Here is a 15,301-nt window from a genome sequence, read left to right on the forward strand (position 1 = left end):
CATGAAGTTGACCCCTGTTCTCGAAGACGCCTTCAACGCCCAGATCACGCTGGAGTTCCACGCGTCCTTGGTCTACCGCCAGCTCGCCATCGAGATGGAGCTGCACGACCTGCCCGGCATGGCCGGCTGGCTGCGCGCCCAGGCTGACGAGGAGATCGTCCACGCCAACAAGTTCATCGACCACGTCGCCGACCGCGACAACCACCCGCGCATCGGGACGCTCGGCGCCCCCCAGGTCGAGGTCTCCTCGGTGCTCGAGGTCTTCAAGGCCGCGCTGGCCCACGAGCAGAAGGTCTCGGAGTCGATCCGTGGCCTCTACCGCCTGGCCGAGTCGGAGGGTGACCTCGACTCCGCCCGCCCTGCTCAACTTCTTCATCGAGGAGCAGGGAGGAGGAGGCGACCGTCCGCGAGATCATCGGCCGCGTCCAGATGATCAACGACGACGGCCCCGGCCTGCTCCGTCTCGACGCCGAGCTGGCTGCCCGCCAGTCGGCGGCACCGAGGCGGCCTGAGCGTGCGGGCCAGGCTGGGCCGCCCCGACCTGGCCCGGTGGGCCCACCTCGCCGACGTGCCCGTCGCCGAGGAGGGGTCCGCGTTGCGTGTGACGTGGCTGGGGGTCAGCACGGTGCACGTCACCGACGGGACGTCGTCGCTGCTGACCGACGGCTTCTTCAGCCGCCCGCCAACCTGCTGAAGGTGGGGCTCGGCCGCTTCGCCCCCGACGCCGCCCGGATCGACGAGGCGCTGCTGCTGGCCGACGTCGACCGGCTCGACGCGGTGCTGCCCGTGCACACCCTACGACCACGTCATGGACTCCGCGACGGTGGCGCTGCGTACGGCCGCCGTAGTCGTCGGCGGCAGCTCCACCGCCCAGGTCGCCCGTGGCCACGGCCTGCCCGAGTCGCGCATCGTCACCGCCACCCCCGGCGAGCCGATGACCTTCGGCTCCTTGGAGGTCACGCTCGTCGAGGGGACCCACTGCCCGCCCGACCGCTACCCGGGTGTCGTCGAGGCGCCCGTGCCGCGACGGACGGGCGTACGTGCCTACCGCTGCGGCGAGGCGTGGTCGACGCTGGTGCGGCACCTGCCGAGCGGCCGTCGGCTCTGCTCGTCCAGGCAGCGCCGGCTGCGTGCCGGGTGCGCTCGAGGGCCACAGCGCCGAGGTTGCCTACCTCGGGGTCGGCCAGCTCGGCGTACAGGACGAGGCCTACACGCAGACCTACTGGGACGAGACCGTCGGTCGCGTCGGCGCCGAGCGCGTCGTCGTGGTGCACCACGACGACTTCTTCCGCCCGCTCACCGCCCCGATGCGGGCGCTGCCGTACGCCGGCGACGACCTCGGCGTCACCATGGAGCGGCTCAGCCGGTACGCCGAGCGCGACGGCGTACGCATCTCGTTCCCGACGCTGTGGCAGCGCAGCGACCCCTGGTTGGAGAGGTAGGAGGAGACGTGCTCGCCACCCTCACCGGGCTCGGCCTCTCGGCCGCCGCCGGACTCAACGCCTACATCCCGTTCCTCGTGGTGGCGCTCGTCGCGCGCTTCACCGACGTGATCACGCTGCCCCAGGGGTGGGCGTGGATCGAGTCGCCGTGGGCGATCGGCGTCGGGGTCGTGCTGCTGCTGGCCGAGGTCGTGCTCGACAAGATCGCGATCGTCGACTCGTTCAACGACGCGGTGCAGACCGTCGTACGCCCGGCCAGCGCGGGCATCATCGTCGCCGCCACCACGGCGGCGCAGGACTACGAGACCGCGTCGACCTTCATGCAGGACAACAGCTGGGTCGGGATCGTCCTCGGCGTGGGTGTCGCCCTGCTCGTGCACAGCGGCAAGGCGAGCGTGCGGCCGGTCGTCAACGCCGGGACGCTCGGCACCGGCGCCCCGGTGGTCTCGACGGCCGAGGACACGGCCAGCATCGGCCTGTCGCTGGTCGCCGTGTTCCTGCCGATCCTGGTGCTGGTGGTGCTGCTCGGCCTGGCGGTCCTGGCGTTCTGGTTCATCCGCCGACGAGCGGCCAGACGAACGGTCAGGCGAGGGCGCGGTCCAGCGCAGCCTTGACGTGCAGCGACGTGGAGGCGAAGACCGGGAGCTCCACGTCGGACTGCTTGACCAGCAGCTCGAGCTCGGTGCACCCGAGGATCACGCCACCGACACCGGCGTCCCAGAGGGACTCGATGATGGCGATGACCTCGCGACGCGACGCGTCGGTGACCTTCCCGTGGACCAGCTCGTCGTAGATGATCCGGTCGAGGGTGTCCTGCTGCTCCTCGGTGGGCACCCGGACGACCAGGTCGTGCGAGGCGATGCGGTCGGTGAAGAAGGTGCGCGAGGTGGAGAACTTCGTGCCGATCAGGCCCACCGACTCGAGGCGGTGCTCCTTGGCGGCCTCGGCCACGACGTCGGCCAGGTGCAGGACCGGCACGGAGACCGAGGCCTGGACCTGCTCCGCGACGCGGTGGAAGGCGGTGGTGCACATGACGATGAACTCGGCACCTGCCCGCTCGACCGCCTGGGCGGCCCGGGAGAGGACCGCGGCGACGCCGTCCCAGTCCTCGGCCTGCTGCATCTCGGTCACCTCGGCGAAGTCGACCGATGCCATGACGCTCTTGGCCGACGAGAGGCCGCCGACGCGCTCGGTGACGCCTTCGTTGAGGAGCTGGTAGTAGACGGAGCTGGATTCCCAGCTCATGCCGCCGATGAGTCCGATGATCTGCACGGGCCACAGTCTGGCAGGCGCGACGGCTCCGTGGGGCGCTGGCCCCCGGGAATTCTCGCCCTTAGCCCCGTACGTCTCGCTGAGTGAGAGCAAGCCGGCCGATTCAGGTGCCGATCAGTCCTGCGTGACCCGGTGCACCTTGTGGTTCGCGGCCTGGGCGCGCGGGCGTACGACGAGCTCGTCGACGTTGACGTGCGCCGGGAGGGAGGCGATCCAGCGGACCGTCTCGGCGATGTCCTCGGCCACCAGCGGGTCGGGGACGCCGTCGTAGACCGCGTCGGCCGCCGACTGGTCGCCGCCGTAACGGACCAGCGAGAACTCGGGCGTGTGCACCATGCCGGGGGCCACCTCGGAGATGCGGACCGGCTCGCCGCACAGCTCCAGGCGCAGGGTCTGGGTGACGGCCTTGGCGCCGTGCTTGGCGGCGACGTAGCCGGCACCGTTCTCGTAGACCACGCGCCCGGCCACCGAGCCGAGCGTCACGATGAGGGCGTCGCCACTCGCCCGCAACGCCGGGAGCAGGGCCTGGGTGACCCGCAGCAGGCCGACGACGTTGACGTCGAACATCTGCTTCCACTGCTCGGGGTCAGCCGACTCGACCGGGTCGTTGCCGAAGGCGCCACCGGCGTTGTTGACCAGCACGTGCACCACCGGGCCGCAGGCCTGCGCCAGGGCCGCGACGGAGTCGGCGTCGGTGACGTCGCACGCCACGGCGGTGCCGCTGATCTCGGCGGCGACCTCGGCGATGCGCTCGACGCGACGGGCGGCGCAGACGACGTGGAAGCCGTCGGCCGCCAGCGCCCGGGCGGTCGCGGCGCCGATGCCGCTGCCGGCGCCGGTCACGACGGCGACGCGCGTGCCCGACTCGGTCACGCTGGCCGGGACGCTGGTGGGAACGTTCTCGGGGGTCATGCACCGCATTGTTCCACCGGCGGTGGCAGGATCGGCGCCCGTGACCATCATCGCGGCAGCAGACGGATCAGCACTCGGCAACCCGGGACCGGCGGGCTGGGCCTGGTATGTCGACCCGACCCACTGGGCCTCGGGCGGCTGGCCGCACGGCACCAACAACATGGGCGAGCTGATGGCGGTGCTCGACCTGCTCCAGCAGACCGCCCACCTCGACGAGCCGCTGCACGTCATCTGCGACAGCAACTACGTCATCAACTCGATCACCAAGTGGATGGCCGGCTGGAAGCGCAAGGGCTGGAAGAAGGGTGACGGCAAGCCCGTCATGAACGTCGACCTGATGAAGGCGCTCGACGCCGCCATGCAGGGCCGCCAGGTCACCTTCGAGTGGGTCAAGGGCCACTCCGGCCACCCGCTCAACGAGGAGGCCGACGCCCTGGCCAACGCGGCCGCGGTGGCGTACAAGGAGGGCCGCACGCCCGAGGCCGGTCCGGGGTACCCCGACGCCACCACCGACCACCCGGCTGCGCAGGTCAGTCAGGCGAGCCAAGCCAACCAGCCGGTCGCCGAGGAGGACCTCTTCACGGCCCTCGAGGAGCCCGAGCAGCCGGAGCAGCCCGAGGGCGACGCCGTCAGCGAGGTGCTCGCGTACGAGCGGGCCCTGCTCTCCGACGAGGTGCGCAACGACCCGGTGAGCCTGGCTGCCCACCTGCACGCCGACTGGAGCCTGGTCGGCGACTCCGGCCACGTCTGGAGCCGTGAGGACTGGCTCGACAGGGTCGCCGCCGTCGGCCCTGTCGAGGTCGAGGTGCTGCGCGCCGAGCAGGTCGACGACCACACGGTGCTGCTGGTGTGGCGTGGCCACGACGCCTCGGGGAGCGCCGTGCACAGCACCTGGTGGGTCCGCCCGGGGCGGCGGTGGGTGCAGCGTTTCCACCACGTGTCCCGCACCTCTGGTTAGAGTGGGTGACCCCCTCGCGACCGAGACGTGAGGGAACCGACGCGGCACGGCCACGCACCGGGGACGAAGGGTCCCCGGGGGTGGTGCTCCGCGGCCGTGCGCCGGTGCACGAGTGGGAGGGAAGAACCATGACAGTTCGGCAGTTGGGAGGGGCGCTCGGCGCCCTCGGTGGCCTGGTGTGGATCCTGCGCTGGGTGGTCTCCCCGGGTGACGGGGCAGCAGACCTGATGAGATGGGCCGGACTGACGTTCGTGCTCCTTGGCCTCGTGTGCGTGGGTCTGACCCTGGTCAAGGGGTCGGCGCTCTGGCTCGACGCCGTCGTCGGCTTCGCGGCACCGGCCCTCTTCTGGGCGGTCTACGAGGTGCTCCGCGGCGAGCTGGGCAACGCCTTCCTGCTGCACGCCGTGCTCGGGGTGGTCTGCCTGCTGGTGGGCGCGCTGACCTACGTGCGCGGCCGACTCGCGAACGACGAGTACGACGACGACTACGAGGACGAGTACGAGGACGGGGTCACTGTCTGAGCGGCACTGCTTGAGCGGCACTGCCTGAGCGGCACTGCCTGAGCGGCACTGCCTGAGCGGCACTGCCTGACAGGGGCGTGACGTCGCGTCCCACGGCTGGGGAAGAATGGGGGACCGGTCCCGGTTGACCCCCATGGACCCTTGACCGATCGGAAGGACGTGGCGTGCACCGTGTCGCGATGATCAGCCTGCACACCTCGCCGTTGGACCAGCCCGGGACGGGCGACGCCGGCGGCATGAACGTGTACGTCATCGAGCTCGCCCGTCGCCTCGCCCGGCAGGGCGTCGGCGTCGACATCTTCACCCGCGCCACTTCCTCCCGGCTGCCTGCCGTGGTGGAGGCCGGCGACGGGATCCTGGTGCGCCACGTGGCCGCCGGGCCCTTCGAGGGGCTCGACAAGCACGAGCTCCCCGGCCAGCTCTGCACCTTCGCCCGTGAGGTGCTCCGCGCCGAGGTGATGCACCCGGTCGGCCACTACGACGTCGTCCACTCCCACTACTGGCTCTCCGGACAGGTCGGCGCTGGCGCGCGACCGGTGGAACGTGCCGCTGGTCCACTCCATGCACACCATGGCCAAGGTGAAGAACGCCGCGCTCGCGGTCGGCGACAGCCCCGAGCCGCTGGCCCGCGTCATCGGCGAGGAGCAGGTCGTCGAGGCCGCCGACATGCTGATCGCCAACACCGACCTCGAGGCCGACCAGCTGGTCTCCCTCTACGGCGCCGAGCCGCACCGGGTCGACGTCGTCCACCCCGGCGTCGACCTGCGGGTCTTCACCCGGCGCGACCAAGGCCTCGTACGCCGTGAGCTCGGCCTCCCCGAGGACGCCTCGGTGCTCCTTTTCGCCGGGCGGATCCAGCCGCTCAAGGCGCCCGACGTGCTGCTGCGTGCGGTGGCCGTGCTGCTGGAGCGCGACCCCTCGCTGCGCTCGCGGATCGTGGTGCCCGTGGTGGGTGGTCCCTCCGGCAGCGGTCTTGAGCACCCGGAGTCGCTGGCCGTCCTCTCCACCGAGCTGGGCCTCGACGACGTGGTCCGCTTCGTGCCGCCGGTCGACCAGGCCGAGCTGGCCCGCTGGTACTCCGCCGCGACCCTGGTCGCCGTGCCGTCGTACAACGAGTCCTTCGGGCTGGTCGCCGTGGAGGCGCAGGCCTGCGGCACCCCGGTGGTCGCGGCGGCCGTCGGCGGCCTCACCACCGTGGTCCGTGACGAGGCCAGCGGCCTGCTGGTCGACACCCACGAGCCGGAGGACTGGGCGCACGCGCTGCGCCGCGTCGTGGTCGACGACGAGCTGCGCGCCCGCCTCGCCGCCGGTGCCGTCGAGCAGGCCTCGAGGTTTGCCTGGGAGCGCACCGCGGAAATGACCCTGAAGTCCTACGAGCAGGCCCGCTCGATGATGCGTACGGAGGTCTCCCTGTGACCACTCCCGCCGGTGTGCCGGCCGACGGCCCCGAGTTCGACGCGCCCCGTGCCGACTTCGACCAGGAGGCGGCGCAGGTCGTCCGCGACCACCTGAAGGCCTCCGAGATCGAGTTCACCGAGGAGACCCCGGGCGTCTTCTCCTTCGCGCTGCCCGGCGAACGGAAGCTCCAGACGCCGGTGCGCGTCGACGTCGGACCGCACGCGCTCGGCGTGCACGCCTTCGTCTGCCGCAACCCCGACGAGAACCACGCCCGCGTCTACCGCTGGCTGCTGGAGCGCAACCTGCGGATGTACGCGGTCGCCTTCGCCGTCGACCACGACGGCGACATCTACCTCGACGCGCGGTTGCCGCTCTCGTCGGCCACGCCCGACGACCTCGACCGGCTCCTCGGCTCGGTGCTCACCTACGCCGACGAGTCGTTCAACACGCTGCTCGAGCTCGGCTTCGCCACCTCGATCCGCAAGGAGTGGGAGTGGCGCAGGGCCAACAACCAGCCCACCGCCAACCTGGAGGCGTTCCGTGGATGGCTGGAGTCGGGCGAGGAGCCCCAACCCTCCTGAGCCCCAGCCCTCCTGAGGGTCAGCCGGCTCACCGCACCCGAGGCGTACGCCGTGCCACCAGCACCCCGGCGATGCACAGCGCCCCGCCCACGAAGGTCAACGCTGCGGGCACCTCGTCGAGCAGGATCCAGGCCATCAACGCGGTCAGGAACGGCACCAGGAAGGTCGACTGCGAGAACGGCCCCGCGTCCGCATGGGTGAGGGCGTAGGCCCAGCAGACGAAGGCGATCGCCGACGGGAAGATCCCCAGGTAGACGATCCACCACAGGGTGTCGGGGGAGGCGTCCCCGAGCTCGCGCACGGTCGGCACCAGCCACGGCAGGCAGACCGCCCAGCCGACGAGGGCGTACCAGAACGTGAGCTGCAGGGCGGGCAGCCCGGCGAGCAGCCGCTTCTGGGTCAGCACGCCGATGGCGAACGAGAACGCCGCGACCACGGCGAGCAGCACGCCCACCACGTCGCCCTCCGGCGTGCTGGAGGAGGCGTAGGCGATCAGCACCACGCCGCCGAAGCCGACCGCCATGCCGAGCAGCAGCCAGCCGGTGAGCCGCTCGCCCAGCAGCGCGGTGGCCAGCAGGCCGACCAGGATCGGCCCGACCTGCACCACCAGCGCCGAGGTCGCGGCGTCGATCCGGCCACCGGCCTCGTTGAGCGCCAGGTTGTAGAGCCCGAACCAGGTCGCCCCGCCGAGCGCCACCAGCGGCCACTCGGCGCGGGTGGGCAGTCGGCCGGGCCGCCCGCGCAGCAGCACCAGCAGGGTCAGCAGCATCACCGACAGCCGGGCCAGCGCGAGCGGGCCGGGCGAGATCGTGCCACCGAGGTGCCGGATCCCGACGAAGGCGCTGGCCCACAGCAGCAACGTCGTGACGGCGGCGAGCAGCGGGAGCCAGGGGCGTGAGGTCACCCGTGCAGGCTAGGGGCTCAGAGGTCGAGCTTGTAGCCCAACCCTCGCACCGTCACCAGGTACTGCGGCTGGCCCGGGTCGGGCTCGAGCTTGGCGCGCAGCCGCTTCACGTGCACGTCCAAGGTCTTGGTGTCGCCGACGTAGTCGGAGCCCCAGACCCGGTCGATCAGCTGGCCGCGGGTGAGCACCCGGCCGGGGTTGCGCAGGAACATCTCCAGGAGCTCGAACTCCTTGAGCGGGAACTTCTGCGTCTCGCCGTTGACGGTCACCACGTGGCGCTCGACGTCCATCCGCACCGGGCCCGCCTCGAGGGTGTCGGGCACCAGCTCGGGCTCCTGGCCGCGGCGCAGGACGGCGCGGATCCGAGCCACGAGCTCGCGGGGGGAGTAGGGCTTGGTCACGTAGTCGTCGGCGCCGAGCTCCAGCCCCACCACCTTGTCCACCTCGTCGTCCTTGGCGCTCACCATGATCACCGGGACGCTGGAGGTGGCGCGGATCTGGCGGCAGACCTCCGTGCCCGGGACGCCGGGCAGCATGAGGTCGAGGAGCACGATGTCGGCCCCGTGGCGGTCGAACTCGGCCAGGGCCTCGGTGCCGGTGGCGGCGATCGCCACCTCGTAGCCCTCCTTGCGGAGCATGTAGGCCAGGGCGTCGCTGTAGCTCTCTTCGTCCTCGACGACGAGTACGCGCGTCATGAGATCGTGCCTTCCTGCTGGTCCCCGACGGTCGGGGCCTCTGCGGTGATGATGCCTGAATCGGCGTTGACGTGGCGGGGGAGGACCAGGGTGAACGTCGACCCCTGTCCCTGCACCGACCAGACCCGGACGTCGCCCCCGTGCGTGGCGGCGACGTGCTTGACGATGGAGAGGCCCAGGCCGGTGCCCCCGGTGGAGCGGTGCCGGGCCGGGTCGACCCGGTAGAACCGCTCGAAGATGCGGTCGATCTCGTCGGTGGGGATGCCGATGCCCTGGTCGACGACGGAGATCTCGACGGTGCGCTCCAGGCCCTTGGTCTCGACGACGACCGAGGTGCGCTCGCCCGAGTAGGCCACGGCGTTGGAGACCAGGTTGCTGACGGCCGCCGCGACCAGCTTGGGGTCGCCGCTGACCGAGAGGCCGGTGTCACCGCGTACGACCAGGGAGATGCCCTTGCTGGCCGCGTCGAGGGCGGAGGTGTCGACCGCCTCGGCGACGACCTGGTCGATGCGGACCTCGGAGCGGGTCTCGACGAGGTCGACCGCCTGCAGGCGGGAGAGCTCGATGACCTGCTGGACCAGGCTGGCCAGCCGGTCGGACTCGACCCGCATCCGGCTCGCGAAGCGGCGCACGGCCTCGGGGTCGTCACTGGCGTCCTCGACGGCCTCGGCCAGGATCTTGATGGCCCCGACGGGGGTCTTGAGCTCGTGGCTGACGTTGGCGACGAAGTCCCGGCGCACGGCCTCGACGCGGCGCTCGCGGGTGCGGTCCTCGAGCAGTGCCAGGACCAGGCGTGAGCCCAGCGGGGCGACCCGGGCGTTGACCATGATCGGCGGGGCCAGCTCGCGCTCCAGGGTCATCTCGCTCTCGCGGATCTGGCCGTCGCGACGCACCTGCCGGACCAGGTCGGCGAGCTCGGCGATCACCAGCTCGTTGCCGCGCACCAGGCCCAACGCGTACGCCGGGGCCGAGGCCTTGAGCACCGTGTCGTGCTCGTCGACGACCACGCCCGAGCTGCGCAGGGTCGAGAGGACGGTGGCGACGCCGGCGGGCAGCACGGGCGGCTCGGGGGTGAGCTCACGGTGCTGGAGGCGGTCGCTCACGTGCCACGCCATGACGCCGACGGCGCCGACGACGACGCCGATGAGCGCCGCCAGCGATGCCTGCAGGGTGGGGTCCACAGTCGTGATCGTACGGGGCGCCACGCGCCTGCCCTGACCGAGGAGACGCAGGTCAGACAGTGTTCACCGGGCGTTCATCCCAGATCGCCGGGAGGTCATCTGGCCTGCCTACCGTGGCCCCCATGCGCGAGGCATTCCACGACGAGCTCGAGTCCGTCTACTCCGACCTGTCCGCCATCTGCGGCCAGGTCAAGGTGTCGGTCGAACGAGCCACCCAGGCCCTCCTGACCGGCGACGCGACCTTGGCCGAGCAGGTGATCACTGCCGACGCCGACATCGACCACCGCCGCGAGCGGGTGGAGGACCAGGCCTTCGCCCTCCTCTCCCTGCAGGCGCCGGTCGCGGGTGACCTGCGGATGGTGGTGGCGGCCCTGCGGATGGTGAGCGAGCTCGAGCGGATGGGCGACCTCTCGGTCCACATTGCCAAGATCGCCCGGCTGCGGGTGCCCGAGGTGGCCGTCCCGGTCGACCAGCGCTCGACCGTGGTGCGGATGGCCCAGATCGCCGAGGGCATGGTCGACAAGGTCGTGCGGATCATCGCCGACCGCGACACCGAGGGGCCCGAGGACCTGCGCCTGCAGGAGGAGGAGATGGACAAGCTGCGCCGCTCCCTCTTCACCGCGATGCTCGGCGACGACTGGCCGCACGGGGTCGAGGCCGCCGTCGACCTGGCCCTGCTGGGTCGCTACTACGAGCGGATCGCCGACCACGCGCTCTCGGTCGCCAACCGGATCGTCTTCGTCGTCACGGGGCAGGCCGCCGCGGTCTCCTGACCTCCAGCAACGCCGAAGGGCCCGTACGCACCTGCGTACGGGCCCTTCGGCGTGACGTGTGTCAGCCCGCCGAGGTCAGCGACCCTGGTTGGCGACGGCCGCGGCAGCAGCCGCAGCGGCCTCCGGGTCGAGGTACTCGCCACCGGGGACGAGGGGCTTGAGGTCCTCGTCGAGGCGGTAGACCAGCGGCATGCCGGTGGGGATGTTGAGCCCCGCGATGTCGTCGTCGCTGATGCCGTCGAGGTGCTTGACGATGCCGCGCAGCGAGTTGCCGTGGGCAGCGATCAGGACCGTCTTGCCGGCCTTGAGGTCGGGGACGACCTCGCTGTCGTAGTACGGCAGCATGCGGGCGATGACGTCCTTGAGGCACTCCGTGCGCGGCAGCTCGTCGCCGAGGTCGGCGTAGCGGGCGTCGCCCACCTGCGAGAACTCGTCGTCGTCGGCCAGCGGCGGCGGCGGGATGTCGAAGGAGCGGCGCCAGAGCATGAACTGCTCCTCACCGAACTCCTCCAGCGTCTGCTTCTTGTCCTTGCCCTGGAGGGCGCCGTAGTGGCGCTCGTTGAGCGCCAGCTGCGCTTCACCGGGATCCAGTGGCGGTCGGCGGCGTCGAGGGAGAGCGCGGCGGTGGTGATCGCACGGCGCTGCAGGGAGGTGTGCACGACGTCGGGGAGCACGCCGGCCTCCACCAGCAGCTCACCTCCGCGCACGGCCTCGGCTCGGCCCTTGTCGGTCAGGTCGACGTCGACCCAGCCGGTGAAGAGGTTCTTGGCGTTCCACTCGCTCTCGCCGTGGCGGAGCAGAACGAGGGTGTAGGCCATCAGTGGCCGCCCTCGGAGTGGTCGTTGCCCGACTCGCACCGCTCGAGGCCGCGGTCGAGGCCGGCGACCTCGGCGTAGGGGCCGCAGTTGTTGACGACGGGCAGCTTCATGTCGGTCGACTCGCCGTTGGAGAAGGCGATGGTGACGGGCAGGAACGTGCCGGCCTCGACGTCACCGGTGACGACGATGGGGGAGTCGCTCGTGGCGAGGCTGTGGAAGCCCTGCGGCGCCAGCTCGATCTCGGCCACGTCGGCGACCTGGGCGCCCTCGGCGGTCACGCCGGTGACGGAGACGGTCTCCTCGGTCGAGTTGTTCGCGAAGGAGGCGACCATGACCGCCTTCGACTCGCCGTCGGTGACGACGACGCCGGCGAGCACGTCGACGGTGGCCTCGCGGCTGTTGGCACCGACGCCCGGCGTGTAGTCGCGGTCCGTGGCGTAGTCGAACCCACAGGAACTCAGCACGGGCGCGAGGACGAGTGCGATGGAGGCGAGCGCAGTCGTACGACGAGAGGGCTTCTGCATGGCTGACAGGGTAGCGAACGTGTGGCCCGGCGCGGCTTCGGGGCGGGGTTTGCGGACGCCGTACCGCGGGTACCTAGCAGCGGGCAGTTACGTCGCGCCCCGTGTCACCCACTGTGACACCCCCCGTGCACGAGGGGTGACAGAAGGGGTGACAGGGGGAGTGGCGGCAGCGGTGCCCCGGGGTCGTCAGGGCACAGATGCGCCCCCCTGTCAAGGGGGTCGCGGCGGCGAAAAGTGCCCCTGACCTGCGCAAACGCCATTTCCCGAAGTGATGTGACGTGTTACACTTCGGGCCGGAAAGGGGAACTGAATACATGACTTACACCGTCGGCGAAACGGTCGTCTACCCGAACCATGGGCTGCAGTCATCGAGGACATCGAGATGCGGACGATCAAGGGGGAGGACCGGCAGTACCTCGTTCTGAGGATCGTGGCCCAGCAGGACCTGGTGGTCCGTGTCCCGTCCAACAACCTCGACCTCGTCGGCGTGCGCGACGTCGTCGACCGTGATGGTCTGGACCGGGTCTTCGACATCCTCAGGGCCTCCCACGTGGAGGAGCCCACCAACTGGTCGCGTCGCTACAAGGCCAACCTGGAGAAGCTGCACAGCGGTGACGTCATGAAGGTCTCCGAGGTCGTGCGCGACCTCTGGCGTCGTGAGCGTGACCGTGGCCTGTCCGCCGGCGAGAAGCGGATGCTGGCGAAGGCTCGTCAGATCCTGGTCTCCGAGCTGGCCCTGGCCGAGAAGACCAACGAGGACAAGGCCGAGGCCATCCTCGACGAGGTGCTCGCCTCCTGAGGCGGTCCCTCACCCCGACAGCGTGACGACGAGGCCCCCACGGTTCGCCCGTGGGGGCCTCGTCGACTCCCGGGCAGCACGCGCCCCCGCGCGGGGGCATACGGTGGAGGCGCCATGAACCAGAACTCGGACGACACCCTCAGCTCGCGTGACCTCCTCGACCTCGAGGACCTGCACCCCCTGGGGCTGCTCCTCGACGAGGGGCGAGGCTCACTGCCGTACGCCCTCATCCACGGCGAGGCGCTCGTCGCCTGCGCCGCCTGGGGCCTGGGGGAGTCCGGCGTGCAGCCGGTCGACACCGGCACCAGCTGGGAGGAGATCGCCGTCGCCGGTGAGCCGGTCGTGCTCCACGACCCGCTCTGCCCGATGACCCCGGCCGACTTCATCGCCGCCTGCGTGCTGCGCGCCGTCACCGAGGACGTCGTGGTCGTCGCCGTCCGACCCGTCACCGACACCGTGAAGACGGTCGACGACGGAGCCGTCGGCGAGACGGTCGACCGTGAAAGCTGCGTGCGCTGGCCTCGCCCGTCGTGCTGCCCGCCTCGGTGGTCGCCGCCCTGCCGTCACTGCCCAGCGTCCACTTCGAGGAGCTGGTGCCGATGCTGCGCGAGCACTTCCGGGTCGAGCTCGTGCCGGCGCCCGCGCAGGCCCGCCGCGTCGCCGATGTCGACGACGTCGCGCTGCTCGAGGCCCTGACCCAGCGCTGACGGTGCTGCCCCAGCGCTGATGGTCAGCTCGACCGCAGCAGGTGGGCGGCGAGCGCGACATCCTCGGGGAAGGTGACCTTGAGGTTGCGCGCCGTCGACGGCACCGCCGCGATGCGTACGCCCTCGGCCCACCGCTCCACGCAGCTCGCGGTGTCGGTGCCCTCGAAGCCCTCACGCTCGGCGCGGGAGTAGGCCGCCAGCAGCAGCCCGGCGCGGAACGCCTGCGGCGTCTGGACGCCCGCCAGTCCGGTCGGTGCCGACCGGGCGTCGGCGGTGACCAGCCCGGTCGCAGGGACCACCGGGATCGCCCCGCCATGCTCGGCCGCGGCCGCCACGGTGGCGCTGAAGAGCGCGGCGCCGACCAGGGGGCGGGCGCCGTCGTGGATTGCGACGACCTCGATCTCGCCGGCCGCCACCCACGGCGTCAGGGTCGCCAGGGCGGCCCGCTCCGAGGCGTGGCGGGTGGCGCCGCCGGTGACCAGGGCGACCTCCGGAGTGCCGGACGACTCCGGGTCGGCCGGCAGGTGCGGCACCAGTGCCTCGGTCACCTGCGCCTCCTCGCCCGGGCGGGCGACCACGACCACGCGGCGTACGCCTGGGGTGGCCAGCGCGGCGCGCACCGAGTGCACGAGCACCGGGGCGTCGAGCAGCGGCAGCAGCACCTTGTTGACCGGCACGCCGTCGAGCTGTGCGCCGACCCGGGAGCCCGACCCTGCGGCCAGGATGACGATCGCGCTGCTGGGGGCGCTGGTGGGGGCGCTGGTGGGGGCGCTGAGGGGGGCGCTGAGGGGGGCGCTGCTGCTCATGGCGGACAGGTTATCCGCGCACGACCCCGATCCGTTTTCACACCTGAAACACGGGTGCACCCTCCCGGCAACGTCGCCTTCCTAGTCTCGACCCCCTTGACGGAAGGAAGTCGGATGACCGACGAGACCTGGCAGGCGGTGTGCGACTTCGAGGAGATCGAGGTCGACCGTGGGGTGGCGGCGCTGGTGCACGGGCAGGCGATCGCCATCTTCCGCACGGCCCTGGGGGCCGTGTACGCCCTCGCCAACCAGGACCCGTTCTCCAAGGCCTCGGTGCTGGCGCGCGGCATCCTGGGGCGTCGGGGCGGCCTCGACTTCATCGCCTCGCCCGTGAGCCGCCACTCCTTCGACCTGCTGACCGGGCAGTGCCGCGAGGACCCGTCGATCCAGGTCGCCGTCTACGACGTGCGCGTGGTCGACGGCGTCGTCGAGGTCGGGGCGCGCCGGGAGCGCACCCCCGTCGAGCGACCCGTCAGGCAGGCGCGGCGGGCGCCGACGGTCCGACGACCAGAGCTGCCGCAATGGCCGCCACGCCTTCGCCGCGTCCAGTGAGGCCCAGCCCGTCGGTGGTCGTGGCGGTCACCGTCACCGGTGCTCCGGCGGCGGCGCTCAGCGCCGCAGCGGCCTCCTCGCGACGCGGCCCCAGGCGGGGGCGGTTGCCGATGACCTGCACGGCGACGTTGCCGATCTCGTAGCCGGCGGCGCGCACCCGGCGAGCGGTCTCGGTGAGCAGCGCGCTGCCCGCGGCGCCCGCCCACTCGGGGGCGGACGTACCGAAGTTGGAGCCCAGGTCGCCGAGGCCGGCGGCCGAGAAGAGGGCGTCGCAGGCGGCGTGGGCGGCCACGTCGGCGTCGGAGTGACCCTCCAGCCCCACCGTCTCCTCGGGCCAGTGCAGGCCGCCCAGGTGCATGGGCTCGCCCTCCACCAGGCGGTGCACGTCGGTGCCGATCCCGACGCGCGGCAGGGGGAAGGGGACGTCGAAGGCGTGGCGGTGGGTCACGGAACGATCA

Annotated in this window: 18 protein-coding genes and 4 pseudogenes; 12 read left to right on the top strand and 10 right to left on the bottom strand. The window is 71.6% G+C overall.

Annotation, left to right across the window (positions count from 1 at the left end; translation table 11 throughout):
• Nucleotide 1: 1 nt before the first annotated feature.
• Together E2C04_RS03470 and E2C04_RS18455 are read left to right on the top strand one after the other, a co-directional pair.
• A pseudogene (locus E2C04_RS03470) lies at nucleotides 2-486 on the top strand (ferritin); the annotation flags it as partial.
• Between the two features lie 28 nt (nucleotides 487-514).
• Nucleotides 515-694 carry a hypothetical protein gene (locus tag E2C04_RS18455; protein ID WP_202978009.1) on the top strand — a complete coding sequence of 60 codons (180 nt, stop codon included), beginning with the start codon at nucleotides 515-517 and terminating at the stop codon, nucleotides 692-694.
• Between the two features lie 101 nt (nucleotides 695-795).
• On the opposite strand, the gene E2C04_RS18460 is transcribed toward E2C04_RS18455, so the two are convergent.
• Entirely contained in the window at nucleotides 796-960 is a 165-nt protein-coding gene (locus E2C04_RS18460) for a hypothetical protein (RefSeq protein WP_202977881.1), read from the bottom strand.
• Nucleotides 961-1,130: 170 nt separating this feature from the next.
• On the opposite strand from E2C04_RS18460, the gene E2C04_RS18465 reads away from it, so the two are divergent.
• Nucleotides 1,131-1,442 (top strand): hypothetical protein, encoded by a 312-nt coding sequence (locus tag E2C04_RS18465; RefSeq protein WP_202977882.1) that lies wholly within the window; start codon nucleotides 1,131-1,133, stop codon nucleotides 1,440-1,442.
• Nucleotides 1,443-1,450: 8 nt separating this feature from the next.
• On the top strand, nucleotides 1,451-2,056 hold the full coding sequence (locus E2C04_RS03480) for a DUF4126 domain-containing protein (RefSeq protein WP_135833635.1): 606 nt from the start codon (nucleotides 1,451-1,453) through the stop codon (nucleotides 2,054-2,056).
• On the opposite strand, the gene E2C04_RS03485 is transcribed toward E2C04_RS03480, so the two are convergent.
• Both E2C04_RS03485 and E2C04_RS03490 read right to left on the bottom strand, forming a co-directional pair.
• Complete coding sequence (locus tag E2C04_RS03485; RefSeq protein WP_135831560.1) at nucleotides 2,025-2,714, bottom strand: aspartate/glutamate racemase family protein; 690 nt, start codon at nucleotides 2,712-2,714, stop codon at nucleotides 2,025-2,027. The two genes, E2C04_RS03480 and E2C04_RS03485, sit on opposite strands and share 32 nt — an antisense overlap.
• Before the next feature lie 114 nt (nucleotides 2,715-2,828).
• On the bottom strand, nucleotides 2,829-3,626 hold the full coding sequence (locus E2C04_RS03490; protein WP_135831561.1) for an SDR family oxidoreductase: 798 nt from the start codon (nucleotides 3,624-3,626) through the stop codon (nucleotides 2,829-2,831).
• Between the two features lie 40 nt (nucleotides 3,627-3,666).
• Here E2C04_RS03490 and E2C04_RS03495 point away from each other — a divergent pair, with 40 nt between their 5' ends.
• From E2C04_RS03495 to E2C04_RS03510, 4 genes and pseudogenes are all read left to right on the top strand, one after another.
• A complete protein-coding gene (locus E2C04_RS03495; RefSeq protein WP_135831562.1) occupies nucleotides 3,667-4,584 on the top strand; it encodes a ribonuclease HI family protein in 918 nt (305 codons plus the stop codon).
• Nucleotides 4,585-4,712: 128 nt separating this feature from the next.
• A complete protein-coding gene (locus tag E2C04_RS03500) occupies nucleotides 4,713-5,105 on the top strand; it encodes a hypothetical protein (protein ID WP_135831563.1) in 393 nt (130 codons plus the stop codon).
• Nucleotides 5,106-5,341: 236 nt separating this feature from the next.
• Nucleotides 5,342-6,521 (top strand): annotated as a pseudogene (mshA, locus tag E2C04_RS03505) (D-inositol-3-phosphate glycosyltransferase).
• Nucleotides 6,518-7,084, top strand: coding sequence for a type III secretion system chaperone family protein (locus tag E2C04_RS03510; protein ID WP_308632321.1), 567 nt, complete (start codon nucleotides 6,518-6,520; stop codon nucleotides 7,082-7,084). Before mshA ends, E2C04_RS03510 begins: the two are co-directional and overlap by 4 nt.
• A gap of 28 nt (nucleotides 7,085-7,112) precedes the next feature.
• On the opposite strand, the gene E2C04_RS03515 is transcribed toward E2C04_RS03510, so the two are convergent.
• Genes E2C04_RS03515 through E2C04_RS03525 form a run of 3 tightly spaced genes read right to left on the bottom strand, consistent with a single transcriptional unit; the run spans nucleotide 7,113 to nucleotide 9,864 of the window.
• Nucleotides 7,113-7,988: a DMT family transporter gene (locus E2C04_RS03515; RefSeq protein WP_135831564.1), complete on the bottom strand. Its 876-nt coding sequence runs from the start codon at nucleotides 7,986-7,988 to the stop codon at nucleotides 7,113-7,115.
• 17 nt (nucleotides 7,989-8,005) lie between these two features.
• Nucleotides 8,006-8,683, bottom strand: a complete 678-nt coding sequence (locus tag E2C04_RS03520) for a response regulator transcription factor (protein WP_135831565.1) — start codon at nucleotides 8,681-8,683, stop codon at nucleotides 8,006-8,008.
• Nucleotides 8,680-9,864, bottom strand: coding sequence for a sensor histidine kinase (locus tag E2C04_RS03525; protein WP_135831566.1), 1,185 nt, complete (start codon nucleotides 9,862-9,864; stop codon nucleotides 8,680-8,682). The genes E2C04_RS03520 and E2C04_RS03525 overlap by 4 nt, the downstream gene beginning before the upstream one ends.
• Nucleotides 9,865-9,986: 122 nt before the next feature.
• On the opposite strand from E2C04_RS03525, the gene phoU reads away from it, so the two are divergent.
• The gene (gene phoU / locus E2C04_RS03530; RefSeq protein WP_135831567.1) at nucleotides 9,987-10,637 is read left to right on the top strand and encodes a phosphate signaling complex protein PhoU; all 651 of its coding nucleotides are present in this window, start codon (nucleotides 9,987-9,989) and stop codon (nucleotides 10,635-10,637) included.
• Nucleotides 10,638-10,712: 75 nt separating this feature from the next.
• Here phoU and E2C04_RS03535 read toward each other — a convergent pair.
• A pseudogene (locus tag E2C04_RS03535) lies at nucleotides 10,713-11,455 on the bottom strand (phosphoglyceromutase).
• On the bottom strand, nucleotides 11,455-11,979 hold the full coding sequence (locus tag E2C04_RS03540; RefSeq protein WP_135831568.1) for a hypothetical protein: 525 nt from the start codon (nucleotides 11,977-11,979) through the stop codon (nucleotides 11,455-11,457). Before E2C04_RS03540 ends, E2C04_RS03535 begins: the two are co-directional and overlap by 1 nt.
• A 314-nt stretch (nucleotides 11,980-12,293) precedes the next feature.
• Between E2C04_RS03540 and E2C04_RS03545 the strand changes: the two are divergent.
• Nucleotides 12,294-12,778: pseudogene (locus E2C04_RS03545) on the top strand (CarD family transcriptional regulator).
• Nucleotides 12,779-12,892: 114 nt separating this feature from the next.
• Entirely contained in the window at nucleotides 12,893-13,474 is a 582-nt protein-coding gene (locus E2C04_RS03550; RefSeq protein WP_238694411.1) for a 2-C-methyl-D-erythritol 4-phosphate cytidylyltransferase, read from the top strand.
• A gap of 34 nt (nucleotides 13,475-13,508) precedes the next feature.
• Here E2C04_RS03550 and E2C04_RS03555 read toward each other — a convergent pair whose 3' ends face one another.
• A complete protein-coding gene (locus E2C04_RS03555) occupies nucleotides 13,509-14,291 on the bottom strand; it encodes an IspD/TarI family cytidylyltransferase (protein ID WP_135831569.1) in 783 nt (260 codons plus the stop codon).
• A 114-nt stretch (nucleotides 14,292-14,405) separates the two neighbouring features.
• Between E2C04_RS03555 and nirD the strand changes: the two genes are divergently transcribed.
• A complete protein-coding gene (nirD, locus tag E2C04_RS03560; RefSeq protein ID WP_135831570.1) occupies nucleotides 14,406-14,843 on the top strand; it encodes a nitrite reductase small subunit NirD in 438 nt (145 codons plus the stop codon).
• Here nirD and ispF read toward each other — a convergent pair.
• Nucleotides 14,764-15,201, bottom strand: coding sequence for a 2-C-methyl-D-erythritol 2,4-cyclodiphosphate synthase (gene ispF, locus E2C04_RS03565; protein WP_229721425.1), 438 nt, complete (start codon nucleotides 15,199-15,201; stop codon nucleotides 14,764-14,766). The two genes, nirD and ispF, sit on opposite strands and share 80 nt — an antisense overlap.
• Nucleotides 15,202-15,301 lie beyond the last annotated feature (100 nt).

Origin of the sequence: Nocardioides daphniae, assembly GCF_004777465.1 — a bacterium.
Taxonomy (GTDB): domain Bacteria; phylum Actinomycetota; class Actinomycetes; order Propionibacteriales; family Nocardioidaceae; genus Nocardioides; species Nocardioides daphniae.